The 24,757-nt window shown below is 69.6% G+C and carries 17 protein-coding genes; 8 read left to right on the forward strand and 9 right to left on the reverse strand.

Features of this window, described 5'->3' with window-relative positions:
• The first annotated feature begins 72 nt into the window (after nt 1-72).
• Nucleotides 73-645 carry a DUF5709 domain-containing protein gene (locus ACFYL6_RS07745; protein ID WP_363614986.1) on the forward strand — a complete coding sequence of 191 codons (573 nt, stop codon included), beginning with the start codon at nt 73-75 and terminating at the stop codon, nt 643-645.
• 6 nt (nt 646-651) lie between these two features.
• Here ACFYL6_RS07745 and ACFYL6_RS07750 read toward each other — a convergent pair whose 3' ends face one another.
• Nucleotides 652-1,305: a response regulator gene (locus ACFYL6_RS07750; protein ID WP_387169518.1), complete on the reverse strand. Its 654-nt coding sequence runs from the start codon at nt 1,303-1,305 to the stop codon at nt 652-654.
• A 14-nt stretch (nt 1,306-1,319) separates the two neighbouring features.
• The gene (gene macS / locus ACFYL6_RS07755; protein ID WP_387168898.1) at nt 1,320-2,447 is read right to left on the reverse strand and encodes a MacS family sensor histidine kinase; all 1,128 of its coding nucleotides are present in this window, start codon (nt 2,445-2,447) and stop codon (nt 1,320-1,322) included.
• Between the two features lie 119 nt (nt 2,448-2,566).
• On the opposite strand from macS, the gene ACFYL6_RS07760 reads away from it, so the two are divergent.
• Nucleotides 2,567-3,022 (forward strand): ATP-binding protein, encoded by a 456-nt coding sequence (locus tag ACFYL6_RS07760; RefSeq protein WP_387168901.1) that lies wholly within the window; start codon nt 2,567-2,569, stop codon nt 3,020-3,022.
• Nucleotides 3,023-3,299: 277 nt separating this feature from the next.
• Here the strand turns inward: ACFYL6_RS07760 and ACFYL6_RS07765 are convergent, their stop codons facing one another.
• The gene (locus ACFYL6_RS07765; RefSeq protein WP_387168904.1) at nt 3,300-4,238 is read right to left on the reverse strand and encodes a ribose-phosphate diphosphokinase; all 939 of its coding nucleotides are present in this window, start codon (nt 4,236-4,238) and stop codon (nt 3,300-3,302) included.
• A 106-nt stretch (nt 4,239-4,344) separates the two neighbouring features.
• Between ACFYL6_RS07765 and glpK the strand changes: the two genes are divergently transcribed.
• Nucleotides 4,345-5,829, forward strand: coding sequence for a glycerol kinase GlpK (gene glpK, locus ACFYL6_RS07770; protein WP_387168907.1), 1,485 nt, complete (start codon nt 4,345-4,347; stop codon nt 5,827-5,829).
• A gap of 15 nt (nt 5,830-5,844) precedes the next feature.
• Here the strand turns inward: glpK and ACFYL6_RS07775 are convergent, their stop codons facing one another.
• Entirely contained in the window at nt 5,845-6,678 is an 834-nt protein-coding gene (locus ACFYL6_RS07775; RefSeq protein ID WP_387168910.1) for a phosphoribosylaminoimidazolesuccinocarboxamide synthase, read from the reverse strand.
• Nucleotides 6,679-6,815: 137 nt separating this feature from the next.
• Between ACFYL6_RS07775 and ACFYL6_RS07780 the strand changes: the two genes are divergently transcribed.
• Complete coding sequence (locus tag ACFYL6_RS07780; RefSeq protein ID WP_387168913.1) at nt 6,816-8,135, forward strand: ABC transporter substrate-binding protein; 1,320 nt, start codon at nt 6,816-6,818, stop codon at nt 8,133-8,135.
• A gap of 57 nt (nt 8,136-8,192) precedes the next feature.
• Here the strand turns inward: ACFYL6_RS07780 and ACFYL6_RS07785 are convergent, their stop codons facing one another.
• A complete protein-coding gene (locus ACFYL6_RS07785; RefSeq protein WP_196919617.1) occupies nt 8,193-8,441 on the reverse strand; it encodes a hypothetical protein in 249 nt (82 codons plus the stop codon).
• 211 nt (nt 8,442-8,652) lie between these two features.
• Here ACFYL6_RS07785 and ACFYL6_RS07790 point away from each other — a divergent pair, with 211 nt between their 5' ends.
• Nucleotides 8,653-12,384, forward strand: coding sequence for a S8 family serine peptidase (locus ACFYL6_RS07790; protein WP_387168916.1), 3,732 nt, complete (start codon nt 8,653-8,655; stop codon nt 12,382-12,384).
• A gap of 313 nt (nt 12,385-12,697) precedes the next feature.
• Here the strand turns inward: ACFYL6_RS07790 and ACFYL6_RS07795 are convergent, their stop codons facing one another.
• Entirely contained in the window at nt 12,698-13,999 is a 1,302-nt protein-coding gene (locus ACFYL6_RS07795) for an MDR family MFS transporter (protein WP_387168918.1), read from the reverse strand.
• A gap of 42 nt (nt 14,000-14,041) precedes the next feature.
• On the reverse strand, nt 14,042-15,181 hold the full coding sequence (locus ACFYL6_RS07800) for an ATP-grasp domain-containing protein (RefSeq protein WP_387168921.1): 1,140 nt from the start codon (nt 15,179-15,181) through the stop codon (nt 14,042-14,044).
• A 314-nt stretch (nt 15,182-15,495) separates the two neighbouring features.
• Between ACFYL6_RS07800 and ACFYL6_RS07805 the strand changes: the two genes are divergently transcribed.
• Complete coding sequence (locus tag ACFYL6_RS07805) at nt 15,496-18,489, forward strand: AAA family ATPase (RefSeq protein WP_387168924.1); 2,994 nt, start codon at nt 15,496-15,498, stop codon at nt 18,487-18,489.
• A 9-nt stretch (nt 18,490-18,498) separates the two neighbouring features.
• Here ACFYL6_RS07805 and ACFYL6_RS07810 read toward each other — a convergent pair whose 3' ends face one another.
• Nucleotides 18,499-19,668 carry a low temperature requirement protein A gene (locus ACFYL6_RS07810; RefSeq protein WP_387168927.1) on the reverse strand — a complete coding sequence of 390 codons (1,170 nt, stop codon included), beginning with the start codon at nt 19,666-19,668 and terminating at the stop codon, nt 18,499-18,501.
• A gap of 301 nt (nt 19,669-19,969) precedes the next feature.
• Here ACFYL6_RS07810 and ACFYL6_RS07815 point away from each other — a divergent pair, with 301 nt between their 5' ends.
• Nucleotides 19,970-21,157: a low temperature requirement protein A gene (locus ACFYL6_RS07815; protein WP_387168930.1), complete on the forward strand. Its 1,188-nt coding sequence runs from the start codon at nt 19,970-19,972 to the stop codon at nt 21,155-21,157.
• A 61-nt stretch (nt 21,158-21,218) separates the two neighbouring features.
• Here the strand turns inward: ACFYL6_RS07815 and ACFYL6_RS07820 are convergent, their stop codons facing one another.
• A complete protein-coding gene (locus tag ACFYL6_RS07820) occupies nt 21,219-23,336 on the reverse strand; it encodes a BTAD domain-containing putative transcriptional regulator (protein ID WP_387168933.1) in 2,118 nt (705 codons plus the stop codon).
• Nucleotides 23,337-23,947: 611 nt separating this feature from the next.
• Here ACFYL6_RS07820 and ACFYL6_RS07825 point away from each other — a divergent pair.
• Nucleotides 23,948-24,703 (forward strand): SDR family NAD(P)-dependent oxidoreductase, encoded by a 756-nt coding sequence (locus ACFYL6_RS07825; RefSeq protein ID WP_387168935.1) that lies wholly within the window; start codon nt 23,948-23,950, stop codon nt 24,701-24,703.
• Nucleotides 24,704-24,757 lie beyond the last annotated feature (54 nt).

Here is a 24,757-nt window from a genome sequence, read left to right on the forward strand (position 1 = left end):
GGCGCCCGGTTCCGGGCCGTACCGCCGAAGGTCGTCCGGTTATGGCGGCAGGGCAGCGGGTAGTGATCAGACATGCGCGACAACGAGTACCCGACCCCCGTGTCCGACACCGAGGCACAAGGGCTGCCCGACACCGCCGATGACGACTCGAGCGCCAACGACGACGTCCTCACCGGGCGCGAGGCGGACGGCCCGGACCCGGCCCAACTGCCCGGCGACCGGACGCCGGTGGCGGTGGACCGGTTCGGAACGACAGCCGAGGAGCAGCTCGACGGTGAGTCCTTGGACTACAAGCTCGACCGCGAGGTCTACGAGCGCCCGGCCGACGACCCGCTGGCCGGCACCATCGACCCGAAGATCGCCTTCGAGGCGGACAACCTGGAAGCCGCGGCGGAGGCCCAACTGGACGCCGACGTGATGGATCCCGGGCCGACCTCGGACCCGAACTCACCGGTCTCCCTCTACGACCACGGTCAGCTCGGCACGGTGGCCGACGCCACTGTGGGCCGGCTGGTGGAACCGGACGAGGGGTCGCACACCGACCAGGAGACCGACTCGGTGGCGTACGACGCCGGATCGGCCGGGGGCGGGGCGACCGCCGAGGAGTTGGCCATCCACGAGACGGAGCCGCCGCGCTCGGTCTGACGTCGCTCAGTCGTCCAGGCCGCGTTCGATGGCGTAGCGGGTCAGCTCGACCCGGTTGTGCAGTTGCAGCTTGCCCAGGGTGTTCTGCACGTGGTTCTGCACCGTGCGGTGCGACAGGCCGAGCCGCTGGGCGATCTGCTTGTACGACATCCCCTTCGCCACCAGCCGCAGCACCTCCGTCTCCCGGTCGGTGAGCTGGGGCGTCGCGGGTTCGGCAGCGCCGGCCGGGCCGGTCCCCCGCCCCGGTCCGGCGGCCAGCCGGCGGTACTCGCCGAGCACCAGCCCGGCCAGGCCGGGGGTGAAGACCGCGTCGCCGGCCGCGGTGCGGTGGACCGCCTCCAGGAACTCGGCGGGCGCGGTCGACTTCACCAGGTAACCGGTGGCCCCCGCCTTTACCGCGTCCAGCACGCTCTGCTGCTCGCCGCTGGCGCTGAGCATCAGCACCCGCACGGCGGGCAGTGCCGCACGCAGCCCCAGGATCACCTCGACGCCGGAGATGTCCGGTAGTTGCAGGTCGAGGACGACGACGTCGGGCCGGGCGGCAGCGGCCACCCGAACCGCCTGTCGCCCCTCGCCGCTGGTCGCCACCACCAGGAAACCGGCCTCGGTCAGGTCGCGGGCCACCCCCTCCCGCCACATCGGATGGTCGTCCACCACCATCACCCGGATCGGGTTCACCGCGGTGACCTCGGCACGCTCAGCTCGATCTCGGTGCCCGCCTCGGGGGCGGACACGATCCGGACCGTCCCGCCCACGTCGGCCACCCGGCCGCGGATCGACTGGGTCACGCCGAGCCGCCCCTGGGCGGCGGCCTCGTCCAGCCGACCGTCCGGGATGCCCGGCCCCTCGTCGCGGATCGACACCGTCACCGTCGCCCCCTCGTCCTCGATCAGCACCCAGGCCCGCCCACCGGCGTGCCGCCCCACGTTGTCCAGGGCCGCACCGGTCGCGGCGGCCAACTCGCCGGCCACCCGCCGGGGCAACGGCACCGGAGTGGCCGGGGCGGAGAGCGCCACCGCCGCCGAGGCGTACCGGCCGAGCAGGGTCCGCAGGTCCACCGCCTCGCCGCCGTCCGGGAGGCTCGCCGGGCCGGCACCGGCGATCAGCGCCCGCAGCGCAGCCTCCTGTTCGCCGGCCAGCCGGGCCAACTCGCCGGCCTCCCCGGGCAGGTCAGCGCCGCGCCGCTGCACCAGCGCCAGCACCTGGAGCACCGAGTCGTGAATGCCCCGGGCCAGCCGCTCCCGTTCCCGGGTCGCGGCCTCCAACTCCACCGCGCGCTGCAACCGTTCCTCGGCGCTCGCCGCCAACCGGGCCACGTGCCCGACCACCACCCCGGCGAGCAGCATCAGGATCACCCCGGTGAACGAGGACTGGCCGATCCGCTCCCGGGTGGCCAGGTCCGCGCCGGCGACCAGCAACGCGGCGACGGTGCCCCGCCGCCGGCCGCCGGAGACGGCCCAGGCCAGCACCGGCCCGGCCATCCAGGCCACCCCCAGGGTGGGTACGCCGTGGGTGAGCGCCGTCCGTCCGACCACCCACGGGGTGGCCAGCACGATGGCCACCACCACCCCGAGGTCGGCCAGCAGCAGCGGCCAACGCCGCCAGGCCGGCCGGGCGTACCCGATCGCGGTCGCCCCGGTCCAGACGATCATCAACAGGATCAGGACACCGACGGCGTACGGGTGGGCGTACCGGTCGGCGTCGCGCACCGCGAGCGCGCAGACGTACGCCAGGGAGGCCAGCCTGAACACGGTGAGCGCACGCCACAGCGGCACCTCGAACCCACCCGGCGGCGACGGCATGGCGGTCAGGATGCCACAACCGGGACGCCGCACGGCGAGCAGCGAGTGCGGTTCGGGAAACCCTGACGTACGGTGGAAAAGCCGCGAAATACTCCGAGATGCGCCGCCGGGACGGGCCCATGACGAACGCAGATCCGCACGCACCGCGTACGGTTGTGCCCATCGAACCTGCCCTCCTGATCGCCGAAGCCTTCGACCAGGCTCAGGTGACCGAGATTCGACACTCGGTCACCTCCTGCGCGCATGCCTCGGGTCTCAGCGGTCAACGGTTGGACGACTTCGTGCTCGCGATCAACGAACTGATCACCAACGCGGTGCGCCACGGCGGCGGGCGCGGCTGGTTGCGACTCTGGCACGAGTCGGGTGTGCTGGTCTGCGAGGTCGCCGACCACGGTCACGGGATCAGCCCGCAGCGGCTGGGCGACCGCAGTCGACCGGCCCCGGACACCGCCGGCGGCTGGGGCCTCTGGCTGGCCCGCGAGCTGACCGACGCGATGGAGGTCGTCACCGGCACCGCCGGCACCACCGTCCGAATCAGCACCGGCCTAACCAACCACAACCACACCCCGAGCTGACCACACCCCCCACCGCGCCCCAGCCCCGCGCCCCGGCGCCCCCGAGCCCCGCGCCCCACCCCGCCGGCCGATCATGGAGTCGTGGTGGGCGACAGCTCCGCATGCGTCCCTTATGCGAGGCACCACAACTCCATGATCGACGCAGGCCAGGCCAGAGGTTCCGGCGATCTTGCAGTTTCGGTTGTCAGGATGAGTGGAATGTGCCTTATGTCGCGACAGAAACCGCAAGATCGCGCGGGCGCGGGGCGGCGAGGGACAGGGCGGGGGCGGGGGCTGGTTAGGCGAAGAGGGCGGAGACGGATTCTCCGTTGTGGATTCGACGGGTCGCCTCCGCCAGGGCCGGGGCCACCGACAGGACCTGCAACTTGGGGACTCGCTTGGCGTCCGGGATGGGCACCGTGTTGGTGCAGACGATCTCCAGGACGCCGTCCTGGTCGCTGAGCCGCTGCAACGCGTCGCCGGAGAAGAGGCCGTGCGTGCAGGCGAGCCGGATCGACCGGACCTTCAGGCCCCGCAGATGCTCCATCAGCTCGACCACCGTGCTGCCCTTGGCGATCTCGTCGTCCAACACGATGACGTCCCGGTCGGCCACGTCGCCGATCACCGCGCTGATCTTGACAAGGTCGTCGCTGAACCGCTGCTTCGCCCCGGCCGCGACCGGCGTGCCGAGCAGCCGGGCGAAGGCCGCCGCCTCCTTGGCGTTGCCCAGGTCGGGTGAGACCACGACGGCGTTGCTGAGGTCGTAGCGCCGGAAGTGGGTGGCCAACTCCCGCAGCGCGTGCAGGTGATCCACCGGGACGCTGAAGAAGCCGTGTACCTGCGGCGAGTGCAGGGTCATCGCGAGCACCCGGTCCGCCCCGGCCGAGGTGAGCAGGTCGGCGACGAGCCGGGCGCCGATCGAGATCCGCGGCGCGTCCTTCTTGTCGGAACGGGCGTACGCGTAGTGCGGCAGCACCACAGTGATCCGACCGGCGGAGGCGCCCCGGGCGGCGTCGATCATCAGCAGCAGCTCGACCAGGTGCTCCTGCACCGGCGGCACCAGCGGCTGGATCAGGAAGACGTCCCGCTCCCGGCAGTTGGCCTGCAACTGGACTTCCAGACAGTCGTTCGCGAACCGGGAGACCCGCACCGGGTGCAGCGGCACCCCCAGGTGGGCGCAGATCTCGGCAGCCAGGTCGGGATGGGCGGTTCCACTGAAAACTGCGATGTCGCGCACGTTCGCACATCGTAGGCGAAGCGGCTGGGCCGCCAACGGCGGCGGGCCGGAACCCACCCACCGTGACGCCTGTCGCGCCGCGCCGCCGTCCGGGTACGGTGCTGCGGTGACCCCCCAGTACGTCGCCGCCATCGACCAGGGCACCACATCCTCGCGGTGCATCGTCTTCGATCGGGCCGGGGACATCGTCGCCGTGGCCCAGCGCGAGCACCGGCAGATCTTCCCCCGGCCGGGGTGGGTGGAGCACGACGCCGAGGAGATCTGGGACAACGTCCAGCAGGTGGTTGCCGAGGCGTTGCGGGCCGCCGGCACCGACGCGTCCGGGTTGGCCGCCGTCGGCATCACCAACCAGCGGGAGACCACAGTCGTCTGGGACCGGGCCACCGGCCGCCCGGTGGCCAACGCCATCGTCTGGCAGGACACCCGGACCGGGCCGCTGCTGCGCGAGCTTGCCTCGGCGTACGGCGAGGAGCGGTTCCGGGCCCGCACGGGCCTGCCGCTGGCCACCTACTTCGCCGGGCCGAAGCTGCGCTGGCTGCTCGACGAGGTCGACGGCCTGCGCGAGCGCGCCGAGCGCGGCGAGGTGCTCTTCGGCACCATGGACAGCTGGCTGATCTGGAAACTGACCGGCGAGCACGTCACCGACGTGACGAACGCCAGCCGGACCATGCTGATGGACCTCACGACCCTGGACTGGGCGCCGGAGCTGCTGGACGCCATGGGCGTGCCGGCGGCGATGCTGCCGGAGATCCGCTGCTCCGCCGAGGTGTACGGCACCGCCGGCGGGGTGCTCGCCGGGGTGCCGGTGGCCAGTGCGCTCGGCGACCAGCAGGCCGCCCTGTTCGGGCAGACCTGCTTCCAGCCGGGTGAGGCGAAGTGCACCTACGGCACCGGGAGTTTCCTGCTGCTCAACACCGGCGCCAGCCCGGTCCCGTCGACACACGGCCTGCTCACCACGGTCGCCTACCGGATCAAGGACCAAGCACCGGCGTACGCCCTCGAAGGCGCCATCGCGGTCACCGGCTCACTGGTGCAGTGGCTGCGGGACAACCTCGGGCTGATCTCCACGGCCGCCGAGGTGGAGGAGTTGGCCCGCACCGTGGACGACAACGGCGGCTGCTACGTGGTGCCGGCGTTCTCCGGGCTGTTCGCTCCGCACTGGCGCAGCGACGCGCGTGGGGTGATCGCCGGGCTGACCGGCTACATCACCAAGGGGCACCTGGCGCGTGCGGTGCTGGAGGCGTCGGCGTGGCAGACCCGCGAGGTGGTCGACGCGATGAACGCCGACTCCGATGTGGCGCTGCGCCGTCTGCGGGTGGACGGCGGGATGACCGCCAACGGTCTGCTCATGCAGTTCCTCGCCGACGTGCTCGACGTGCCGGTGGTCCGTTCCCGGATCACCGAGACCACCTGCCTGGGTGCCGCGTACGCGGCCGGCCTGGCGGTCGGCTTCTGGCCGGACCTGGCCACCCTGCGGGCACAGTGGCGCTCCGACGCGCAGTGGGAGCCGACCATGGCCCCGGACCTGCGGGATAGGGAGCTGCGCCAGTGGCGCAAGGCCGTGCAGCGCACCCTCGACTGGGTGGAGTGATCGCCGGTCCGGCGGTCACTCCCAGCGGTTACCGGTGAGCTTCTCGTAGACGTCGACGTAGCGAGCCCGGGTCGCCTCGACCACGTCGGCCGGCATGTCCGGGGCGGGGGCCTGCTTGTTCCAGCCGCTGCCGGTGGCCCAGTCCCGCACGTACTGCTTGTCGTAGGAGAACTGCACCCGGCCCGGCTGGTACGACTCGGCCGGCCAGAACCTCGACGAGTCGGAGGTGAGCAACTCGTCGGCGAGGACCAGGGTGCCGTCCGGTGCCCAGCCCAGCTCGATCTTGGTGTCGGCGACCAGGATGCCCCGGTCGGCGGCCAACTCGGCGCCGCGCCGGTAGATGTCGATGGTGATCTGTCGTAGCCGCTCGGCGGTGGCCTGACCCACCTTGTCCACCACGTCGTCGTACGTGATGGGCTCGTCGTGCTCGCCCATCGGCGCCTTGGTCGACGGGGTGAAGATCGGCTCGGGCAGGATCGACGCCTCGCCGAGCCCGCGCGGCAGTGGTACGCCGGAGACCGTCCCGGTCTGCTCGTACTCCCGCAGGCCGCCGCCGGTCAGGTAACCGCGAGCGACGCACTCGACCGGGACCATGTCCAGCCGCTGGCAGCGGATGGCCCGCCCGGCGAACTCGGCGGGCACGTCGGTGGCCGAGATGACGTGGTTCGGCACCAGGTCGGCGAGCTGCTCGAACCACCAGAGCGAGAGCGCGGTGAGCAGGCGACCCTTGTCCGGGATCGGCGTCGGCAGCGCCACGTCGTAGATCGAGATGCGGTCCGAGGCGACCAGGATCAGGTCATCGCCGTCGGCGTAGATGTCCCGAACCTTGCCCGAGTGCAGAAGTTCCACGCGCCCTAGTACACCACGCGACATTGCTGGGCCTGATTCGACCACCCAGCCGAGGGTGACCGGACGGACGTTGACACCTTCGTGCGCTGCCTGCGTGAATGGTCCGACCGCCACCCCCGTAGGTCCAGGAGAGCCCCGTGCCCGTTGTTCGCCCCCCGCTCGACCGCCTCGGCGCCGACCCGGGCCGGCGCCGACTGCTCAGCGCGCTGCTCGGCGCACCTCTGCTCGCGTCCGGTGGGCTGGCGGGATGCAGCGACGGCGCCGCCACCTCGACCCAGGACGGGCCCGTGGAGCTGTCGGTCTTCTGGTGGGGTGGCACCAAGCGGGCCGAGCTGACCGAGAAGGCGCTGCGGCTCTACTCGGATCGCAACCCGCGGGTCACCTTCCGGGTCACCTGGCAGGGCGCCAACGGCTACTACGACCGGCTGGCCACCCAGGCGAGCGGCGGGAACGTACCGGACCTGATCCAGATCGACGACGCCATGCTGACCGAGTACACCCAACGTCAGGTCATCCTCGACCTCACCGACCGCCACCTGGATCTTCGGGGCCTGCCGGAGGGTCTGATCCGCTACGGCACGGTGGAGGGGCGGACGATGGCGGTGGCCGCCGGGCAGACGCACGCCGTCGTGGTGTTCAACCGGGACCTGCTGCGGGAGCTGCAGTTGCCGGAGCCACGTACCGGGATATCCTGGGCCGACTACATCTCCTGGGCCACGCAGGTCACCGAGGCGAGCGACGGCCGGGTGGCCGGCACGATGGACGGGTCGGGCGACTACCGGGCGCTCTGGCTCTGGCTGCGGTCGCAGGGTGGCGAGTTCTACCGGGGCAACCAGCTCGGCTTCGGCGCGGACGAGCTGATCGCGTGGTTCGAGCTGTGGCAGCGGGCCCGTCGGGGGCGAGCCACGCCGAGCGCGGCGCTGGTCGAGCAGGCCGACAGCGGCGAGCCGGCCCGGCAACTGGTGGTGAACGGGGTGACCGCCGCGTCTTTCGCCTGGTCGCACCAGCTACCGGAGCTGCAACGACTCACCGAGTCCGAGTTGGGCATCGTCAGCTTTCCCGGCCCGCCGGGGGCCCAGTGGGCGCGGGCGTCGATGTACTGGGCGGCGTTCAGGGGCACCCGCCACCCGGACGTGGTCGCCGACGTGATCAACTTTTTGACCACCAATGGTGAGGTCGGCACCGTCCTCGGCCACGAGCGCGGGCTGAACGCCAGCGCTGCGGTCCGCCGCTACGCCGAGGGCAGCATCACCGACTCGGCCCAGCGACGTGCCGCCGCGTTCGGCACCAGCATCGCCGACCTGCTCGGGCCGGCGCCGGCGCCGCCGCCCAGAGGGCACGCCAAGGTACGCACCCTGCTGGTCACCGCCGCCGAGCGCATCCGCGTCAAGCGCGACGGCACCCGTGAGGCCACCGCGCGTTTCCTGTCCCAGGCCATCGCGGCACTGGCGGTGTGAGCACCCGCGGCCGGCCCGGAGCCGGCCGCTGGTGACCAGTCGGGGTCTCCGGCCCGGTCAGCGCGGCGGGCCACCCCGGCGGTTGCGCATCAGCCGAAGCACCAGGAACACGACGATCGCGACCACCACCAGGCAGCAGAGCAGCGGGAGAATCCCGAAGCCGCCGCGGCTGCGCCGCCGCGCGGCCTCCACCACGAGTTCGCCGGTGCCCGTGGACGCCCAGGCCGCCACGGGCACGAAGACCGCCAGTACGACCGCACCGAAGACCGCGCTCAGGCGGCCCCACCACTTACCGAATGAAGACATGTGCCCATCCTCGCCGAAGGGCGCAACCTCGGCACGTCGGTCCACGCCGAATCACGGGACCGGATGCTCCAGAAGCTCTCCGGTCGGCGCGCAACGCGCTCGCAACGTCCCGGCAAAGATGATGATCTTTACATGAATCTGTCGAGGTGATCGGATTCGCCACATGGTCAACTCTGTAGACAGTGCGCGGATCTCTCGTACCCGAAGATCCGTGGCGGCAGCGGTCGGCGTCACCCTCGTCGCCGCACTCCTCACCCCCACGGCGGCGCACGGCGCCCCACCGCCCACACCGCCGCCGACGAGACCCGCGGCGAGCGGCAACGCGGACCGCACACCCGTCACGGTCACGCTGATCACCGGCGACCGGGTGACGGTGACCCCGGGCGTCCACGCCGCGACCCCCTCGGTGGACGTCAAGCGCGCCCCGGGCGCCACCGGCTCGGTACGCATCTCCACCGAGGGCGGGGACACCTATGTGTACCCGGACGAGGCGGTGCCGTACCTCGCCACCGGCCGGCTCGACAAGCAACTGTTCGACGTCACCCAACTCATCGCCCAGGGCTACGACGACGCGCGAACCGCCGAACTCCCCCTGATAGTCACCCGCACGACGGGTTCGGCGAAGCTCAGGACCGGCACCGCGCTGCCGGGCGCGCAGACCACGCTGGAGCTTCCCTCCGTCCGTGGTGAGGCGATCCGTACCCGCCGAGCGCAGGCCGCGGACTTCTGGTCGGCCCTCACCGGTGCACAGTCGCCGACCGGCCGCAGCGCTGCCACCCCGGCGCCCTCCTTCACGGCCGGCGTCGACAGGGTGTGGCTCGACGGCAAGGCGAAGGCCACCCTGGCCGACACCACCGCCCAGATCGGCGCGCCCGCGGCGTGGGCCGCGGGTGGCACCGGCAACGGCGTCCGGGTCGCCGTCCTGGACAGCGGGGTGGACACCACCCACCCGGATCTCGCCGACCAGGTGGTGGCCTCCAAGAGCTTCATCCCCGGCCAGGACGTGATCGACCGGAACGGGCACGGCACCCACACCGCCTCCACCGTGGCCGGGACGGGCGCCGCCTCCGGCGGAAAGGAACGGGGCGTGGCCCCCGACGCCGACCTGGTGATCGGCAAGGTTCTCGACGAGTTCGGCAGCGGGTCGATCTCGGGGATCATCGCGGGCATGGAGTGGGCCGCGCGGGCCGAGCACGCCAAGGTGATCAACATGAGCCTGGGCGTGAGCGCGTGGCACACCCAGGACGACCCGCTGAGCCAGGCCGTCAACCAGCTGACCGCCGAGACGGGCGCGCTCTTCGTCGTCGCCGCCGGCAACAGCGGACCAGATCCGTACACCCTCGGTGCGCCGGGCACCGCGGACGCCGCGCTGACCATCGGCGCGGTGGACACCTCCGACCACCTGGCGGACTTCTCCAGCGTCGGGCCCCGGATGAACGACGAGGCCCTCAAGCCCGACATGACCGCTCCCGGGGTGGACGTGCTGGCGGCGCGCTCGCAGCACATCCCCTGGGGTGAGGGCTACTACCGCGTCGACAGTGGCACCTCGATGGCAGCGCCCCACGTCGCCGGGGCGGCCGCCCTGCTGGTGCAGAAGCACCCGACCTGGAGTGCGCGCCAGATCAAGGACGCGCTGATGAGCACCAGCGTCCGCACGCCCGACTACAACGCCTACCAGGCCGGCAGCGGTCGGTTGAACGTCGCCGCCGCCTACCACCAGGACCAGGTCATCGCGTCCGGGTCGGTGGACGCCGGACTCGTCAGGTGGTCGCCGGGCAGCACGCCACAGCCGACCAGGCGGACGATCACCTACACCAACACCACGGACAGCCCGATCACGTTGGAGCTGTCCGTCGACCGTGGCGCCTCCCCCGCGCAGACGTTCACCACGACGGCCGACCGCGTCACGGTGCCCGCTCGGGCGAGCGCGACGGCCGAGGTCGTGGTGGCCCCGGCCGGCCTTCCCGCCGGCAGGTACTCCGCCCAGGTCGCGGCCCGCTTCGCGGCCGGCGAGGTGCACACCGCCGTCGGGGTCGCCGTCGAGTCCAAGAAGTACGACCTCACCATCAACCTGAGGGACCGCGCCGGCCGGCCCATGAGCGGCGAGGTCGAGGTCGTCAACGCCGAGACCGGCTCCGCCTTCATGTGGGTGCCGGACGGGAAGCTCACCGCCCGCCTGGCCCCCGGCTCCTACACCGTCGTCGCCGCGGCGGACGTCGAGGGTCTGCACGGACCCCGCTCCCTCGGCCTCGCGATGCTGACCGCTCCCGAGGTCGACCTGACGACCAACCGGGTCGTGGAACTCGACGCCGCACGGGCCCGCCAGGTGAAGGTGGCGACGCCCCAGCCGACCGCCGTCGTCAACAGCAGGATCGACGTCTACCGCTCCTTCACCTCCAGCGAGCCGACGCCCACCGACTGGAGCGCCCTGCGCGAGACCTTCTGGCCGGGCGCCGCCTACGACAGCCTGTGGGCCCTGCCGACCGGGGACAAGGTGAAGAAGGGCAGCTTCGTCTTCACCACCCGGATCCGCGCCGAGCAGACGCCGCTGGCGATCAGCTACCACCGCCGGCACCTCAGCGACCCGCTCGTGCAGCCCGGTTCCCCGCCGCTGCCCGACGGCACCTCGCGTCTGGACGCGGTCTTCGCGGGCGTCGGCGGCACCGCCGACTACGCCGGCCTCTCCGCCCGGGGCAGGGCCGTGGTCGTCCGCGGCGACGACTCGGTGACCCCCACGGATCAGGCCGCGGCGGCGCACACCGCCGGCGCGGCGATGCTCGTCGTGGTCAACGACCGCGCGGGCCGCAAGAGCGACTGGTACGGCAACCCCGACGGCGTGACGACCGGGCCGATTCCGGTGGCCTCGGTGACCCTGGACGAGGGCGAGGCGCTGATCCAGCAGATCACCGGTGCGGGCCGCAACGGGGTACGACTGGTCGTGGTGGCCCACCCCAGGGCGAAGTACCTGTACGACCTCGTCGACTACCACCGTGGCGGGGTGCCGAAGGATCCGTCCGCCAAGACCGACCCGCGCCACCTCGCCCGGATCGATCTCATCTTCTCCCCGCCCCCGGGGAAGCAGTCCAGCGAGACGCGGATGGACTTCCCGCCGTACGAGTACGCGGCGGCACGCGGGTTCCCGTTCGAGCCGGTCGCGCCGGGGCCGCGTACCGACTGGGTCTCCGCGGGTGGCGGCATCAGGTGGATGCAGTACGCCGACGTCGCCGACTGGGCGCGGTCCAACACGGAGGCCATCGCCTACCGGCCGGGCAGTGTCCAGAAGGACCGCTGGTTCGGGCCCATCACCCGGCCACGGCTGCTCAGCACCGAGATCCCGTTCCGTGGCGAGACCGCCATGAGCGCCTACATCCAGGGCTTCGGCGACGCCGGCGCCGCCCACAGCGGCGGGGCCAGCATGTCGCAGATCGTCACGTTCTATCAGGGCGACAAGCAGCTGACCCAGTTCGACGGCTGGCCGGAGGTCGGCGCGGGTGACCTGTCGCCGGAGAAACTGCCGTACCGGCTGGTCGTCGAGACCACTGGCAAGCCCGAGTTCAGCCCGTACTCGACCGCCACGCACACCGAGTGGAGCTTCGTCTCCGGCGGCAGCACGGAGGTGCAGGCCATCCCGCTGGTCCAACTGGACTACGGGACGGACGTGGACCTCGCGGGTCGGACGAAGCGCCGCACCGACTTCGCGATCACGCCCGTGGTGCTGGGCAGCACCGCCGCCCAGGACGCCGTGTCGTCGCTCCAGCTGGAGATCTCCTACGACGACGGGGCGACCTGGCAGCGGCAGGACCTGAAGGAGAAGAAGGGCACCTGGCAGGCGTCGCTGAACGCGCCGCACCGGGCCGACTTCGTGTCCATCCGGGTCACCGCCAAGCAGCGCAGCGGTGGCGCCGTCACCCAGACCGTCACCCGGGCCTTCGGGCTCCGGTGAAACCGGGAGAGGCCGGTGCCTGCCGGGCACCGGCCCCTCCACGGCGCGTGCGGCGCGGCTACTCCTCACCGGGTGTCGAAGACCGGTGCCACCCGGCCGGTCCGCGGTCACCCGTCCGGTGAGGTAGACGCCCTGGCGCCGTCGCCGAGCCGGGCCGTAGGCCGGTAGGTGCTGAGCCGGCGCGCGGGTCACCGATCGAGCGATCAGCTCCATCGACCTGCTGACGGGCGACATCGCGGCGCTGTTCGACCAGTGAATATTTCCAACTCATGGTCGGTTGGCGGGCCGACGGGCCAGCACCGCGTCGATCCGCTCAGCTTGCGGCACCTGAGGTAGTGACCGGCACCGTCTCCCGCCGCTTGGCGAGGAGAGGCGACTCGCTCTCCAGGACCACATCGGCATGGCCTGAGGCTCGGCGTGAGACGGTGAGCAGCGCCCAGAATCCGGCCGCTGTGGCCGCGCCGACCCCGGCGCAGACGAGCCACAGTGCGGGTCCTCCCCAATTGTCCAGCGCGAGACCACCGGCAAGCGGAGCGAGGACCGACGCGACCGAGATGCTGAAGGCAAACAGACCCTGATAGCGGCCACGGGCCCGCTCGTCGGACAGGTCGGCCACCGTAGCCGCCGAGGCCGGCGCGTACGCGATCTCCCCCAGCGTCCAGAGCACGACCGAGAGCGAGTACAGGAATATCGAGGTACCCGCGAAGCCGTTCAGCCCGAACCCCGCACCAGTGAGCACCGCGCTCAGTGCGAGCACCGTTGCACGGTTGCCCTCCTTGAGTATGGCGGTGACCGGAATCTGCAGCACGACGATCAGGATGCCGTTCAGCGCGATGATCAGCCCGTACGCCTGGGTGCCGATCCCGCCTTCGGCCATGGCCACCGGAAGGCTGCTCGCTCCCTGGAAGAACATCATCCACATGGCGAATCCGAGCAGGCAGAGCACCAGGAATCGCGAATCCCCGAGCATGTTCCTGAGTCCGACCCTGGCCGCGGGGACCGGCGACGACGACTCCCCGGACTTCTCCGGACGGGTCTCCGGCAGCTTCAGCCACATCACCACCGCGCAGAGCAACGTTGTGACGGCATCGCCGAGGAAAAGCCAGACGTACCCCTGGTGCACCAGGAAACCGGCAACGGCGGCGGAGAAACCGAAGCCGATGTTGATGGCCCAGTAGTTCACGGCGAACGCCCGCTCGCGATCCTCCGGTGCCACGAGATCCAGGATCATCGCCGAGACCGCAGGGCGTGAGGCGTTGGCTGCCGCGCCCACGAGGAACGCCAGCACGGCGATCGCCGCGGGCCCAGCGACGAACCCCATCGCCGCGGTGGCGACGGCGGTGACGACCTGCGCGCCGGCCATCGTCGCGCGGCGCCCGACCCGATCACTCAGCTCACCGCCGAGCAGCGCACCGATGGATGCTCCCACCCCGTAGATCGCCAGTACGAGGCCGGCGTGGGCCGCCGAGTAGCCGCGCACGGAGGTGAGGTAGATGGCCAGGAACGGAAAGACGAACGTGCCGAGCCGGTTCACCAGCGTGCTGGTCCACAGCCACCAAAAGCCCTCGGGAAATCCGACCAGGCTCCGGGTGAGCCTACCGGTGTACTTGTGCATTTCCGCCGCTCTCCTCCATTGATCCGGGTTGACGTCCCACCATCAGCGCATGCGTACGGTGAGCTTCCCCACCGCCGACAGGGCGTTGTGCAGCGACAGCTCAGCCGTCTCGCCATCGGCAAGGAGCATGGCCAGCACGCCACGCTGGTCGGTAGTGGTGGGAATGGCGTCACCCGGGCTTCGGATGGGATAGAGCGTCGGCTTACCGGGGTGGTCGAGGAGTTGTTCGGTCCCACCGATCCCGTCGAAGACGCCGACACTGGGTGCATAGACGGCGATCTGTGTCGCGCCCTGCCGGATCTCGGGGTCGAGGTCCATCACCAGCGGGCGTCGGCCCAGGGCCAGGTCGATGAAGGTGCCGTGGAAGTTGATGTCGAGCGACCGATTGATCGCTTCACCGACAAGCACGCCACCCATTCTCGTGTTGATCTCCACGATCTCGAAGCCGGTGGCGGTGATGATGAACTCGGTGTGCGTCACACCCTCGCGGTAGCCGACGGAGGAAAGGATCCCGGAGATCCATTCCGCCAACTCGCCCCGCATCCTCCGCGACAGGTGCACCGGGAAGCTGGCCATCTCCTCCCGGAAGTGCGGCTCTGGTGACAGCGCGCGGCTGGAGACGCCGATGATCTTCGTCTCGCCGGCCCAGCTCACCGTCTCCGCGCTGTACATGGGTCCGAGAAAGTAGGGCTCGGCGGTCAGGGCGCCGCCACGTAACTCCTCCGCGTCCCGGGCGGCGACCAGGACGCTCGACAACTCCTCCGGCTTGCGGACCAGCCAGACGTTCTGGCTCGCGTTGCCCGCGACATCTTTGACGATGCACGGGAACGGCAGCAGGCGGATCAACTCCGGCAGGCTGGCGGTCTGCGGGTCGAAAACAATGCTCGATGCGCGCGAGAAACCATTGTCGTAGAGGTGTCGACGCAGGCGCCCCTTGTCCCGCAACAGCGATACCGCCTCGACACTCTCGTGCGGCAGGCCCAGTCGATGCGCGACGGCGAGTGCCTGCAGGCTCCATGGGTCTGCCATCCGGACCAGGCCAGCGAGGTCGGGGACCGTGCTCAAGATATCGACCACTCCGTCGACCGAGCTGGTGTCGACATCGACGACCCTGATCGAATCGGCCAGGCCCTTCGACAGTTCGTGGGTGTACCGGGAACGGTCGCCGGTGAGCAGAATCACTTCGTGGCCACGCTCACGGGCGGCGTCGACCAGATACTCCAGGCCGAAGTTGATCGTTTCGAGTACCGCGATAGTCACGGGCGAACCTCGTCTGCGTTAGAGGGGGCGATATGCGGTCTCCAGGTTCACCGGCACGCTCGGGCCACCACATCGGGAATTTGCCGCATTTCCGCGCCGTGAACGCCGGGGATCATTCGCCGTCGACCGAGACGCCTCGGAACAAATCCCTAGACGAACCACACAGGTAACACGGCGCTGCCGCACGACTACCAAGAGTGACCAAATCGTGTGCTGTCTGTGCCATGCTTGGACCGGTGGAGAGCACAGCGGTAAGCCCCGCCTTCGTGGGGCGGGGACCCGAACTGGCCGAACTCGTCCGCGCTGTGCAGGCGGCCGACGCCGGAACGCCCCAGGCGTTGCTCATCCGGGGCGAGGCGGGCGTCGGCAAGACCCGGCTGGTCGAGGAACTACTCCGCACCCTCGATGACGGAACGGCGGTCACGGCGATCGGCGGCTGTGTCGAGGTCGGCGGTGACGGGTTGCCCTTCGCGCCGTTCTCCGCCGCCCTGCGGGCGCTGTGGCAGCAGTTGCCCGACGAGGTACGCGCGGCAAGCGCCGGCCAGGAGGAACTACTCGCCCGGATCCTTCCGGAGTTGGGCTCCTCGGTGCCCTTCGGGCAGGGCGACGGCGACAACGTGCGCCTGTTCGAGCTGACCGCCCGGATCCTGGAGCGACTCGCATCAAATCGCCTGGTCGTGCTCGTCGTCGAGGATCTGCACTGGGCCGACGCGTCCACCCGTCACCTGCTCGGCTACCTGTTGCGTACCAAACGGCAGGGCCGTCTTCTGATCGTCGCGACCTACCGTTCCGACGACATCCACCGTCGCCACCCGCTGCGCCCGCTGCTCGCGGAGGTGGACCGGCTGCGTACGGTGCAGCGGATCGAGACACCTCGGTTCACTCGGGTCGAAGTCCTGAAGCAGCTCACCGGCATCCTCGGCGCCTCGCCCGACCCGGCCCTGCTCAACGAGATCTTCGACCGGTCCGACGGCAACGCCTTCTTCGTCGAGGAACTGGCCCGCTCGTACGTCGAGCGTGCGCGAGTTGGCCTGGACGACCTTCGCGACCTGCTGCTGGTACGGCTGGAGGCGCTGCCGGAAGGCAGCCAGCGAATCGTCCGGATCGCGGCCGAGAGCGGTACCGCGGCCGGCTACCCGCTGCTGAAGGCCGTCACGGGCTTACCAGAGGACGAGCTGATCGAAGCACTGCGCACTGCCGTACAGGCACAGGTCCTCGTACCCGCCCGGGACGGGTCCGGGTACGGCTTCCGGCACGCACTGGTCCGCGAGGCGGTGAGCGACAGTCTCCTGCCGGGCGAGCGCGCTCTGATCAATCGGCGGTACGCCGAGGCATTGGAGGGCGATACCTCTCTTGTCCGGGCCGAGGAGCTGATGACTCGACTCGCCCGGCACTGGTACGACGCGCACGACGACGTGAAAGCCCTACAGATGAGTGTGTCCGCCTCCGTCGAGGCAAGGAACCGCTACGCGTACGCCGAGCAGTTGCGGTTGCTGGAACGCGCGATGGAACTGTGGGACCGGGTATCGAATCAGGTACGCGGTGAACTGCGCCCGTTGGGCCATCCGGAGACGTACCCGACCTGGGTCTCCGCGTCGGGCGGTGTCGGACTGCGCTACGTCGACCTGCTCGCGGCGGCGACCGTCGCCGCCCGGCAGAGCGGGGACCACGACCGGGCGCTCAACCTGGCCCGGAGCGCGCTTGAGCTGATCTCCCCGAAGCACGACCCGCTGCCTGCGGCCTGGTTCTGGACGCAGCGCTCGCTGTTGGTCCAGGAGCTGAATCGCGGGGACGGATGGCAGGAACTGCGGAGAGCTCGCGACCTGGTAGGCGGACACCCGGCGTCCGTGGTGCACGCCGATGTCCTCGTACACGTCGCGAACTGGGGCGCGAAACACCGACCAGGACCGGAGAGCCTGCTCGACGCCGATCGTGCCGTGGACTACGCCACCCGGGTCGACTCCGAAGAACTCGAACTGCACGCCCGCATCACCCGGTGCTGGCTCAAGGCCGAGACCGATGTCGACGGCACAAGCCTCGCCGAGTTGTACGAGGTGCGCGGACGCGCCGAGAAGTTGGGCGCGGTCAGCGTTGTCGGCCGCGCCAACCAGAACCTGCCGTCGACCTTGGAGGGGATGGGCCGTTCGGGTGAGGCGGTGGCCGCCGCCGAGCACGGTGTCGAGGTGTGCCGCTCGCTCGGCCTGGCCGAGACCGAGGCGTGGGTGCAGAGCAACCGTTCGCTCTCGCTCTTCTCCCTGGGACGCTGGCCGGAGTCCGATGCCGCCCTCGACGAGGCGGCCGCGGTCGCGCAGTCGTACAAGGTTCGCGGCATCATCGCGATGCGCCAGTCGTACAACCTGTTGGTCCGTGGCGATGTCGAGGCGGCGGCGACCCACCTTGCCCTGAGCCGGCGGTTGCTCGGCACCGAAGACCTCCAGCCGCAGTTGGTCGTCTCCCTGACCCAGTACGGGATGGAGATCGCCGCGCGGGAGGGCAGGCTCGCCGACGCGCGGGCCGAGTTTCTTCGGGCCCACGCCGCGGGCCTCACCGCCGGCCCGGTGCGTTACGCCCTACCGATGCTCTGGGCCGCCGCGGCGATCGAGGCGGACGCTCGCGGTACGACCGCACCCGACGAAGCGGCGGCGGCTGTTCTTGCCGCTGTCCACGAGGCCGTCGCTCGCCTTCGCGTGGTATTTCCCATCGACCATGCCTTCGACCGCATGGTCCTGGCGGAACTGCGCCGGGCGGAAGGCGCCGACGACCCCGCCCTGTGGGCGGAGGTGGTCGCTGCCTTCGAGGCACTGGAGCGACCGTACGAGCTGGCAATCGCCCACCTGGGCCAGGGGCGCGCTCTGCTCGGCGTGCAGCAGCGCCGCACCGAGGCGGCAGACCAGCTCACCCGGGCCCACCGGATCGCCGGTCGGCTCGGCGCGCGGCTGCTGAATCTCGATATCGAGGCGCTGGCGCACCGAGCGGGCCTCACGCTGACCGACAACCCGCCCGCCGGCTCCCCCACCGGCGAATCGACCTCCCTCGGGCTCACCCCGCGCGAGTCAGAGGTGCTACGGCTGGTGGCAACCGGATACAGCAACCGGCGGATCGCCGAGGAGCTCTACATCTCGCAGAAGACCGCCAGCACCCACGTTTCCAACATCCTGGCCAAGCTCGGCGCCTCCGGACGCACCGAGGCCGCGGCGATGGCCCACCGGCTCGGTCTTCTGATCGGCTGACCATCCCGGCTACGGTGCGGGCGTCGGCGGACGGATCCGATCCCCGACCAGGTTCGCTGTCGCGACAGCGATCAGGATGACCATAACGACAAGCGCGGCCATTATCGGTGGCAGCAGGGGCGTGGTCGGTGCCAGACCGGCCAGCAGTAGCAGCCCGATCAGCCGGACCGGGTCGACCCGCCCGAACAGGGTGTAGTCGAGCATGACGCGGCCGATCAGGAACAGGCCCGGGCCGCCGAGGATAACCGCCGCCCAGGACGTCGGGGTGTCGCCGAACGGCCGAGTGATGACGAGTTGGCTGGTCACCGCCGTGCACAGGATGCCCGCCACCATGATCAGGTGAACGAACGCGAAGACCTCTCTGAGTCGGGCCGGATTGGCGGACGTGGCGATGGTGGAGGTCAGCTCATCTCCGGCGCGGTAGATGTAGATACGCCAGATCATTACCGTGATGATGAAGACCACGACGAGCGCCCCAGCCTGACCAGTCGTGAATCCACTCAGGCTGAACGACCTGCCGGTCAAGAAGACCGACACGCTGAGCGCGACGATGACGAACTGCCGGTAGCGCTCGGCAATCCGCTCACCGACCACCCGTGCCGCCGAAGGCAGTCGGGACCACGACCACGGCGTGGGCCAGCCGAGCGCGACCCCGGCGTATTCCACCGCTACCGCCACCGCCCAGAGCACGCCACGGGTCGTCCCGGCCACCAGCCCACCCAAGATCCACGGTGCCGCGGTCGCGGCCTGCCAGAAGAGGATCCGGCGAACCCTGAGCTTCAACGCGGGGTTGGGGACGATCAGCAGGTAATAGGCGCCCTTGGTGAGATTGGTCGTCAAATAGACGATCGCGAACAACAGACCACTGTTGCCGTACGCGTCGGCCACCACACTCGCCAACAACAGGCTGCCCGCCATGACCAAGACGACCTGCGGCCCGATCAACGGCTCGCTCAGATCCACCGCGTCACCCGCCCACGCGGTCAGCGCCCAGAGCAACGAGAACGCCAACAGCAGGATCAGGGTCTGCCACGCGCCCACCCAGGTCAACTCACTGAGCAACTTTTCCGAGAGGGCGAGCAGCACAAAGACGTACGCCAGGTCGAAGAAGAGTTCGAGAGTCGCGGGACGGGCCGGATCAGGCTGGGCTGGGACCGCCACCCCAGCGTCGCCGCGCATCGCCATCGATCAGCCCATCTAGCCTGGTCTGCCGCCGCACCGTGGTTGCCTCCACCACACTACGGCTTCCACATCAGAGGCGATGGAAATGATGAGCATCCGGCCAGCGCCCTCCCGCCGAGCAGGCTCGTACAAGCCGGGCCGTTTGGCTGCCCGCTCACGACGAGCTTTATAGGCTTTGACGGGGCGAATCCACCTGGATGGCGTCTCCTCGCCTGGCGTCCCGCACTCCGCTGCGGCCGAAGCCGGGGCCCACCAGCCAGAGAACCCGGCGTTGGAGGTGCCATAGGAGGTCGCAGCGGTGCCCACTGACGATCAGCCCCGGATACTTCGCCGGCAGGGCGCGCACGAGCAGCCGACCTTTCTGGAACTCTTCTTCGACCTGGTCTACATCTTCATGCTTTCCCGGCTGTCGCAGGGCCTTGCCGAGGACCTCACCCTACGTAACGCGGCTCAGACCGCCGTACTGCTGCTCGCCGCCTGGTGGGTCTGGGTGTTGACCGCCTGGCTGACTGACCTGTTCAACCCCCAGCTACCGGTGATCCAGGGCCTGGTTCTTGTGGTCATGTTCGGCACCCTGGCGATGGCCGTCGCTGTGCCGAGAGCCTTTGGCGCGCATGGATTCATCTTCGTCGCGGCATACTTCGGCATCCATGTCGCCCGCGACGCGGTCCTCATCCCCGGCACCCGCGTAAACCCGTACATCCAGGCCCGAAGCATTCGGGTCTTCTTCTGGTTCCTCGTCTCCGCCCCGCTGTGGGTCGCCGGGGCGTTCACGGGAGGGAATGTCCGGCTGACGCTCTGGGCAATCGCGGCAGTGGTGGACCTTTGGTCGGCTCGAATCGGCTGGCCGACGCCGCGGCTCGGCCGCACCGAACTCGCCAGCCAGATCTTCACCGGCAACCACCTGACCGAACGCCACCGGCAGATCTTCATCATCGGAATCGGCGAGCTGATTCTCACCGCTGGTTCCGGGCTCGCCCTCTCCCAGCCTGATGGCGGCCGGATTGCCGTTGCCGCAGTGGCGTTCGCCAACGCGATGCTCCTCTTTCAGATGTATTTCCAGCGGGTCCAGCAACTGCTGGCTCCTGGCGAGGTCTCCTCCTTGGAGCGAGTCCGTCCTGCCACCTCCACCTCGTACAGCCACCTGGTGATGGTGGCAGGCGTCGTGGTCATCTCGACCAGCACCTCGCTCACGTTCAGCCGTCCACTCGGCGAGGTGTCGGTGGCCTGGATCCTCACTCTTCTCGGCGGCCCCGGGCTTTTCCTCCTCGGCACCTGCCTGTTCGACTACGTGGTGACCAGCCGAATTCTCTGGTCCCGATCCATCGCCTTACTCGTGCTGGCCGCGATCGCCCCCGCGATGCCGCTGCTGCCACCACTCGGCGTCATGGTCGTGACAAACCTGGTCCTACTGATCACGCTGATCAGCGAAATGATTCTCAAACGTCGCCGGCCGGTCAGCCACCTGATGAAGCAACGCCGGTGAAGACGGCCGACGAATCGTCGAGGAATGGACCGGAGGCGATCCGGATGTACCTTGAGGGCGGCTACGCCGCCCGGCCGGTCAGCCGTCCCCTTGGCCACTGGCGAAGAAGGCCAGTGAGACGCTGCTGGATCGACCACCAGCCGGTCATGGTGTCCTCGGACGATTCCGCGACATCGGCGACCTGGGCCGCAACCCCGAGGACGTTCGCCCGCTCCACCAGCAACCACGAATCGGCCGTTTCGGCGTCGTCGAAGGTCAGGCCATCAGCCACAGCAACCCCCGTGCTCCGCGCCGCGGTGGCCGGCTCGGGCGGTAGGTCGACGGCCTGGATGGCGTTGCGGGCGCTGGCGAGATAGAACCGCGCCAACCGCCCGACCGCCGCCTTTCCGGAAGCGGTCTCACCCTCGAAGAGCAGTTGAACCCGGGCTAGGGCCTTCACCACACCGACATACCGGTATCTACCGGACAGGTCAGGCTCCAATAGATGTACGTCCGTCAGCGAATCGAGTATCCGCTCGGTCTCGGACACCGGGCGGTCCAGGATAACCGCGGCAGCGGCGAGTGAAATGTCCGCCAGGTCCGGTGCGGCCAGCAACCGGAACGCGGACGAGTGAGAGCTGTCCAACCGCCGTAACACCCGCATCAGCGAGGTATAGAACGCGGCGCAGTCCTCGTGCGGCTCGGCCAACCCGTCGAGCTCACCAAGCAGCCGTCGCTCGACGAGCGCCACGCTCCAATCCGGTCGGGCGGCCAGCCTGGCACCGGCGATCCGCAATGCTGCCGGATGGTGGGAACAGAGGTCGACCAACCGTTGGGTGTTCTCTGGCTCGCGGCGCAGCCGCTCCGCGCCGACGATCCGCTCCAGCAGGGTCACCGACTCGGCCGACCGGAGCACCCCGAGGGTGGTCCACGATATCCCCGAGAGGTCCAGCAATCGGCGCCAGCTGGTGATGATGGCGGCGCTGCCGATCGTGGCCGGCAACAGATAGCGGAGCTGCCGGCTGTCGTACGGGTCGTCGAGAACGACAAGAACCCGCCGACCGGCCATGATCGTGCGCCACAGCGCCGCACGTTCGGGTAGTGCTTCGGGCATGGCATCGTTGCCAATGCCGAACGCGCGCAGGAAACGGGCAAGCACGTCGCTGGGATCCGCCGGCTGCTCACCCATACCGCCCAGGTCAGCGTAGAGCTGGCCGTCCGGGAACTGCTCCCGCAGCATCGTGGCCACCCGGATCGCCAGGGCACTCTTGCCCACGCCGCCAAGCCCGACGATGCCCACAACGGGTACCTCGCCAGTGCGTGTCAGCAGCGCACTCAGCGTCCGTACGGTCTCCTCCCGGCCGGTGAAGTCGCCCAGATCCGGCGGAAGCTGCGCCGGTACGGCGGACAGGTTCTGGACGGCCTGGGGTTCTGGCGGGGCAGGCGGATGCAGCGCCGGGACGGCCGGCGGCCCAGGCTGCATCAGTACGGCCGGATCGGACCGGAGGATGGGGTCCGCTCGGAGGACGCGTTGATGGATCTCCTGCAACGCGGGTCCGGGCTCCACCCCCAACTCCTCGGCGAGGGCCCGCCGGGCGTCGTGGAACACGGCAAAGGCCTCCGCCGGCATGCCTGCCTGGTGGAGCGCGAGCATCTGCAGCACGCGCAGTCGCTCACGGAGCGGATGCTCGGCAACCAGAGGGCCGACCTCGGCCGCAACCTCGACGTGCCGGCCCAGCTCAAGGTCGAGGGCGAGCCGCCGTTCGACCGCAGCCAAACGGACCTGGGTCAACCGGGCGCGCTGCGCCTCGGCCCAACCGCCCGGCACACCGGCCAGCGGACCTCCCCGGAACAGCGCGTCCGCCTCGCGCAGCAGGGCGACTGCGCCAACTGGGCCAGAACCCTGCTGAGCCAGGTCCGCCTGTGTGGTCAGCCAGCGGAATCGAACCAGATCAAGGGTTTCCGCCGTCACCGGTAACACGTATCCGCCTGCTACCGACGCGATGACGGGTGGTTGTCCCGGATCAGATTCGAGGACGCGGCGAAGCCGGGAAACGTACGTGCGCACTATCCGTACGCCGGTCGTCGGCGCGTCCCGCCCCCAGACCACCTCGACGAGTTCGTGCGCCGAGACGTGCGTCCCCTCGTGCAGCAGCAGGGCCGCGAGGATTGCCCGTTGTTGGGGCGTACCGAGCTCCAACTCCCGCCCGCCCCGCCATGCTCGTACCGGACCGAGCACCTCGAAGCTCAACGACCCGCTCAATCCACCTACCTCCCCCTCGGTGCTACGCCACCCAGCCGATCGAGCGCACCCAGATCATGCTCTGCGACGTGGCCACAGCACTCCAGGATAGTCCCGCGAATGTTGCTCTTGACCCACCTTGAGCGGGACGCACCGGGACGAAGCGGGCCCTACGCGACGGTCGCGCCAGGGTCGAGGCAGCCGCACCCCACCACCCGGCCCCACCTGGGTACCCACCTCTTCCAACCGGCATGCGCCAAGAGATGTGTCGTAACTCAGTAGCCGGGGCACGGGCGACCACCTGAAGTGATCGGCGGTGCAGCTCGGCTATGTGAACCCGATGAGCGTCAGCGCACGTGGGCGACGTAATTCAAACGTCAATCAGACGTACGCCACCCACTAGTAGGCTTTCCTCAGGCCTCGCGCGGCCCTGATTCCTGACACGAATTCTCGAAACAAGATCGACGATGCTCGCGATGCGTGTCATGCCCCGGCGGGAGTTGCGCTGACCTCGGCCCCGGCTCCCGATTTTCGCATGGCCGTTGTCGATAACTCAAGGAGTGTTGGAAGTGTCTGTTCGACTGCGGTCTAAAGCCATCGTCGTCACGGGGGGCAGCAGTGGAATGGGTAAGGCTTTTGCCCAGCGAGCTGCCTCGGAGGGCGCGAAGGTTGTCATCGGTGCCCGCGACAAGACTCGCGGCGACGAGGTCGTCGCCGGGATCAGGAATAGCGGTGGAGAAGCGCTGTTCGTGCCCACGGATGTCACCATCGAGGAGCAGGTCGCTGCACTGGTCGGCGAAGCAGTGGCGCAGTTCGGCCGCTTGGACGGAGCGTTCAACAACGTAGGCGGCACTAGCCCTTTGAGGCTTCGAGAAATGAACGAAGCGTTTTGGCGGGACACGATCGACCGCAACCTGACGAGCGTCTTCTTCAGTTTGAAGCACGAGATTCCGGCGATCGTGGCGTCGGGCGGTGGCAGTATCGTCAACAACGCCTCCACCATGGGAGTGATCGCCGACCCGCACATCCCAGCCTATGTCGCCGCCAAACACGGTGTCATCGGCCTCACCCGCTCGGCGGCGCTGGACGCGGCCCGCGAGGGCGTGCGAGTCAATGCCCTGGTGACCGGATTGGTTGACACCTCGCTGTTCCGCCAAGGCGCAAGCAATCCCGAGCTCCAGCAGTACTTCCTGGACATGCAGCCGAGTGGACAGATCGGCACGGAGGAGGATGTCGCCGCCTTCACTGCTTTCCTACTCAGTGACGAGGCTACGTACATCACCGGAGCCGCACTCAGCATCGATGGCGGCATGACTGCGAAGTAATTTCGTGCGACGAAGTGGAATGTGACGGCCAGACGCTTGGCCCGAACGCAAAGC

It is taken from the genome of Micromonospora sp. NPDC007208, assembly GCF_042869175.1.
GTDB lineage: Bacteria > Actinomycetota > Actinomycetes > Mycobacteriales > Micromonosporaceae > Micromonospora > Micromonospora foliorum.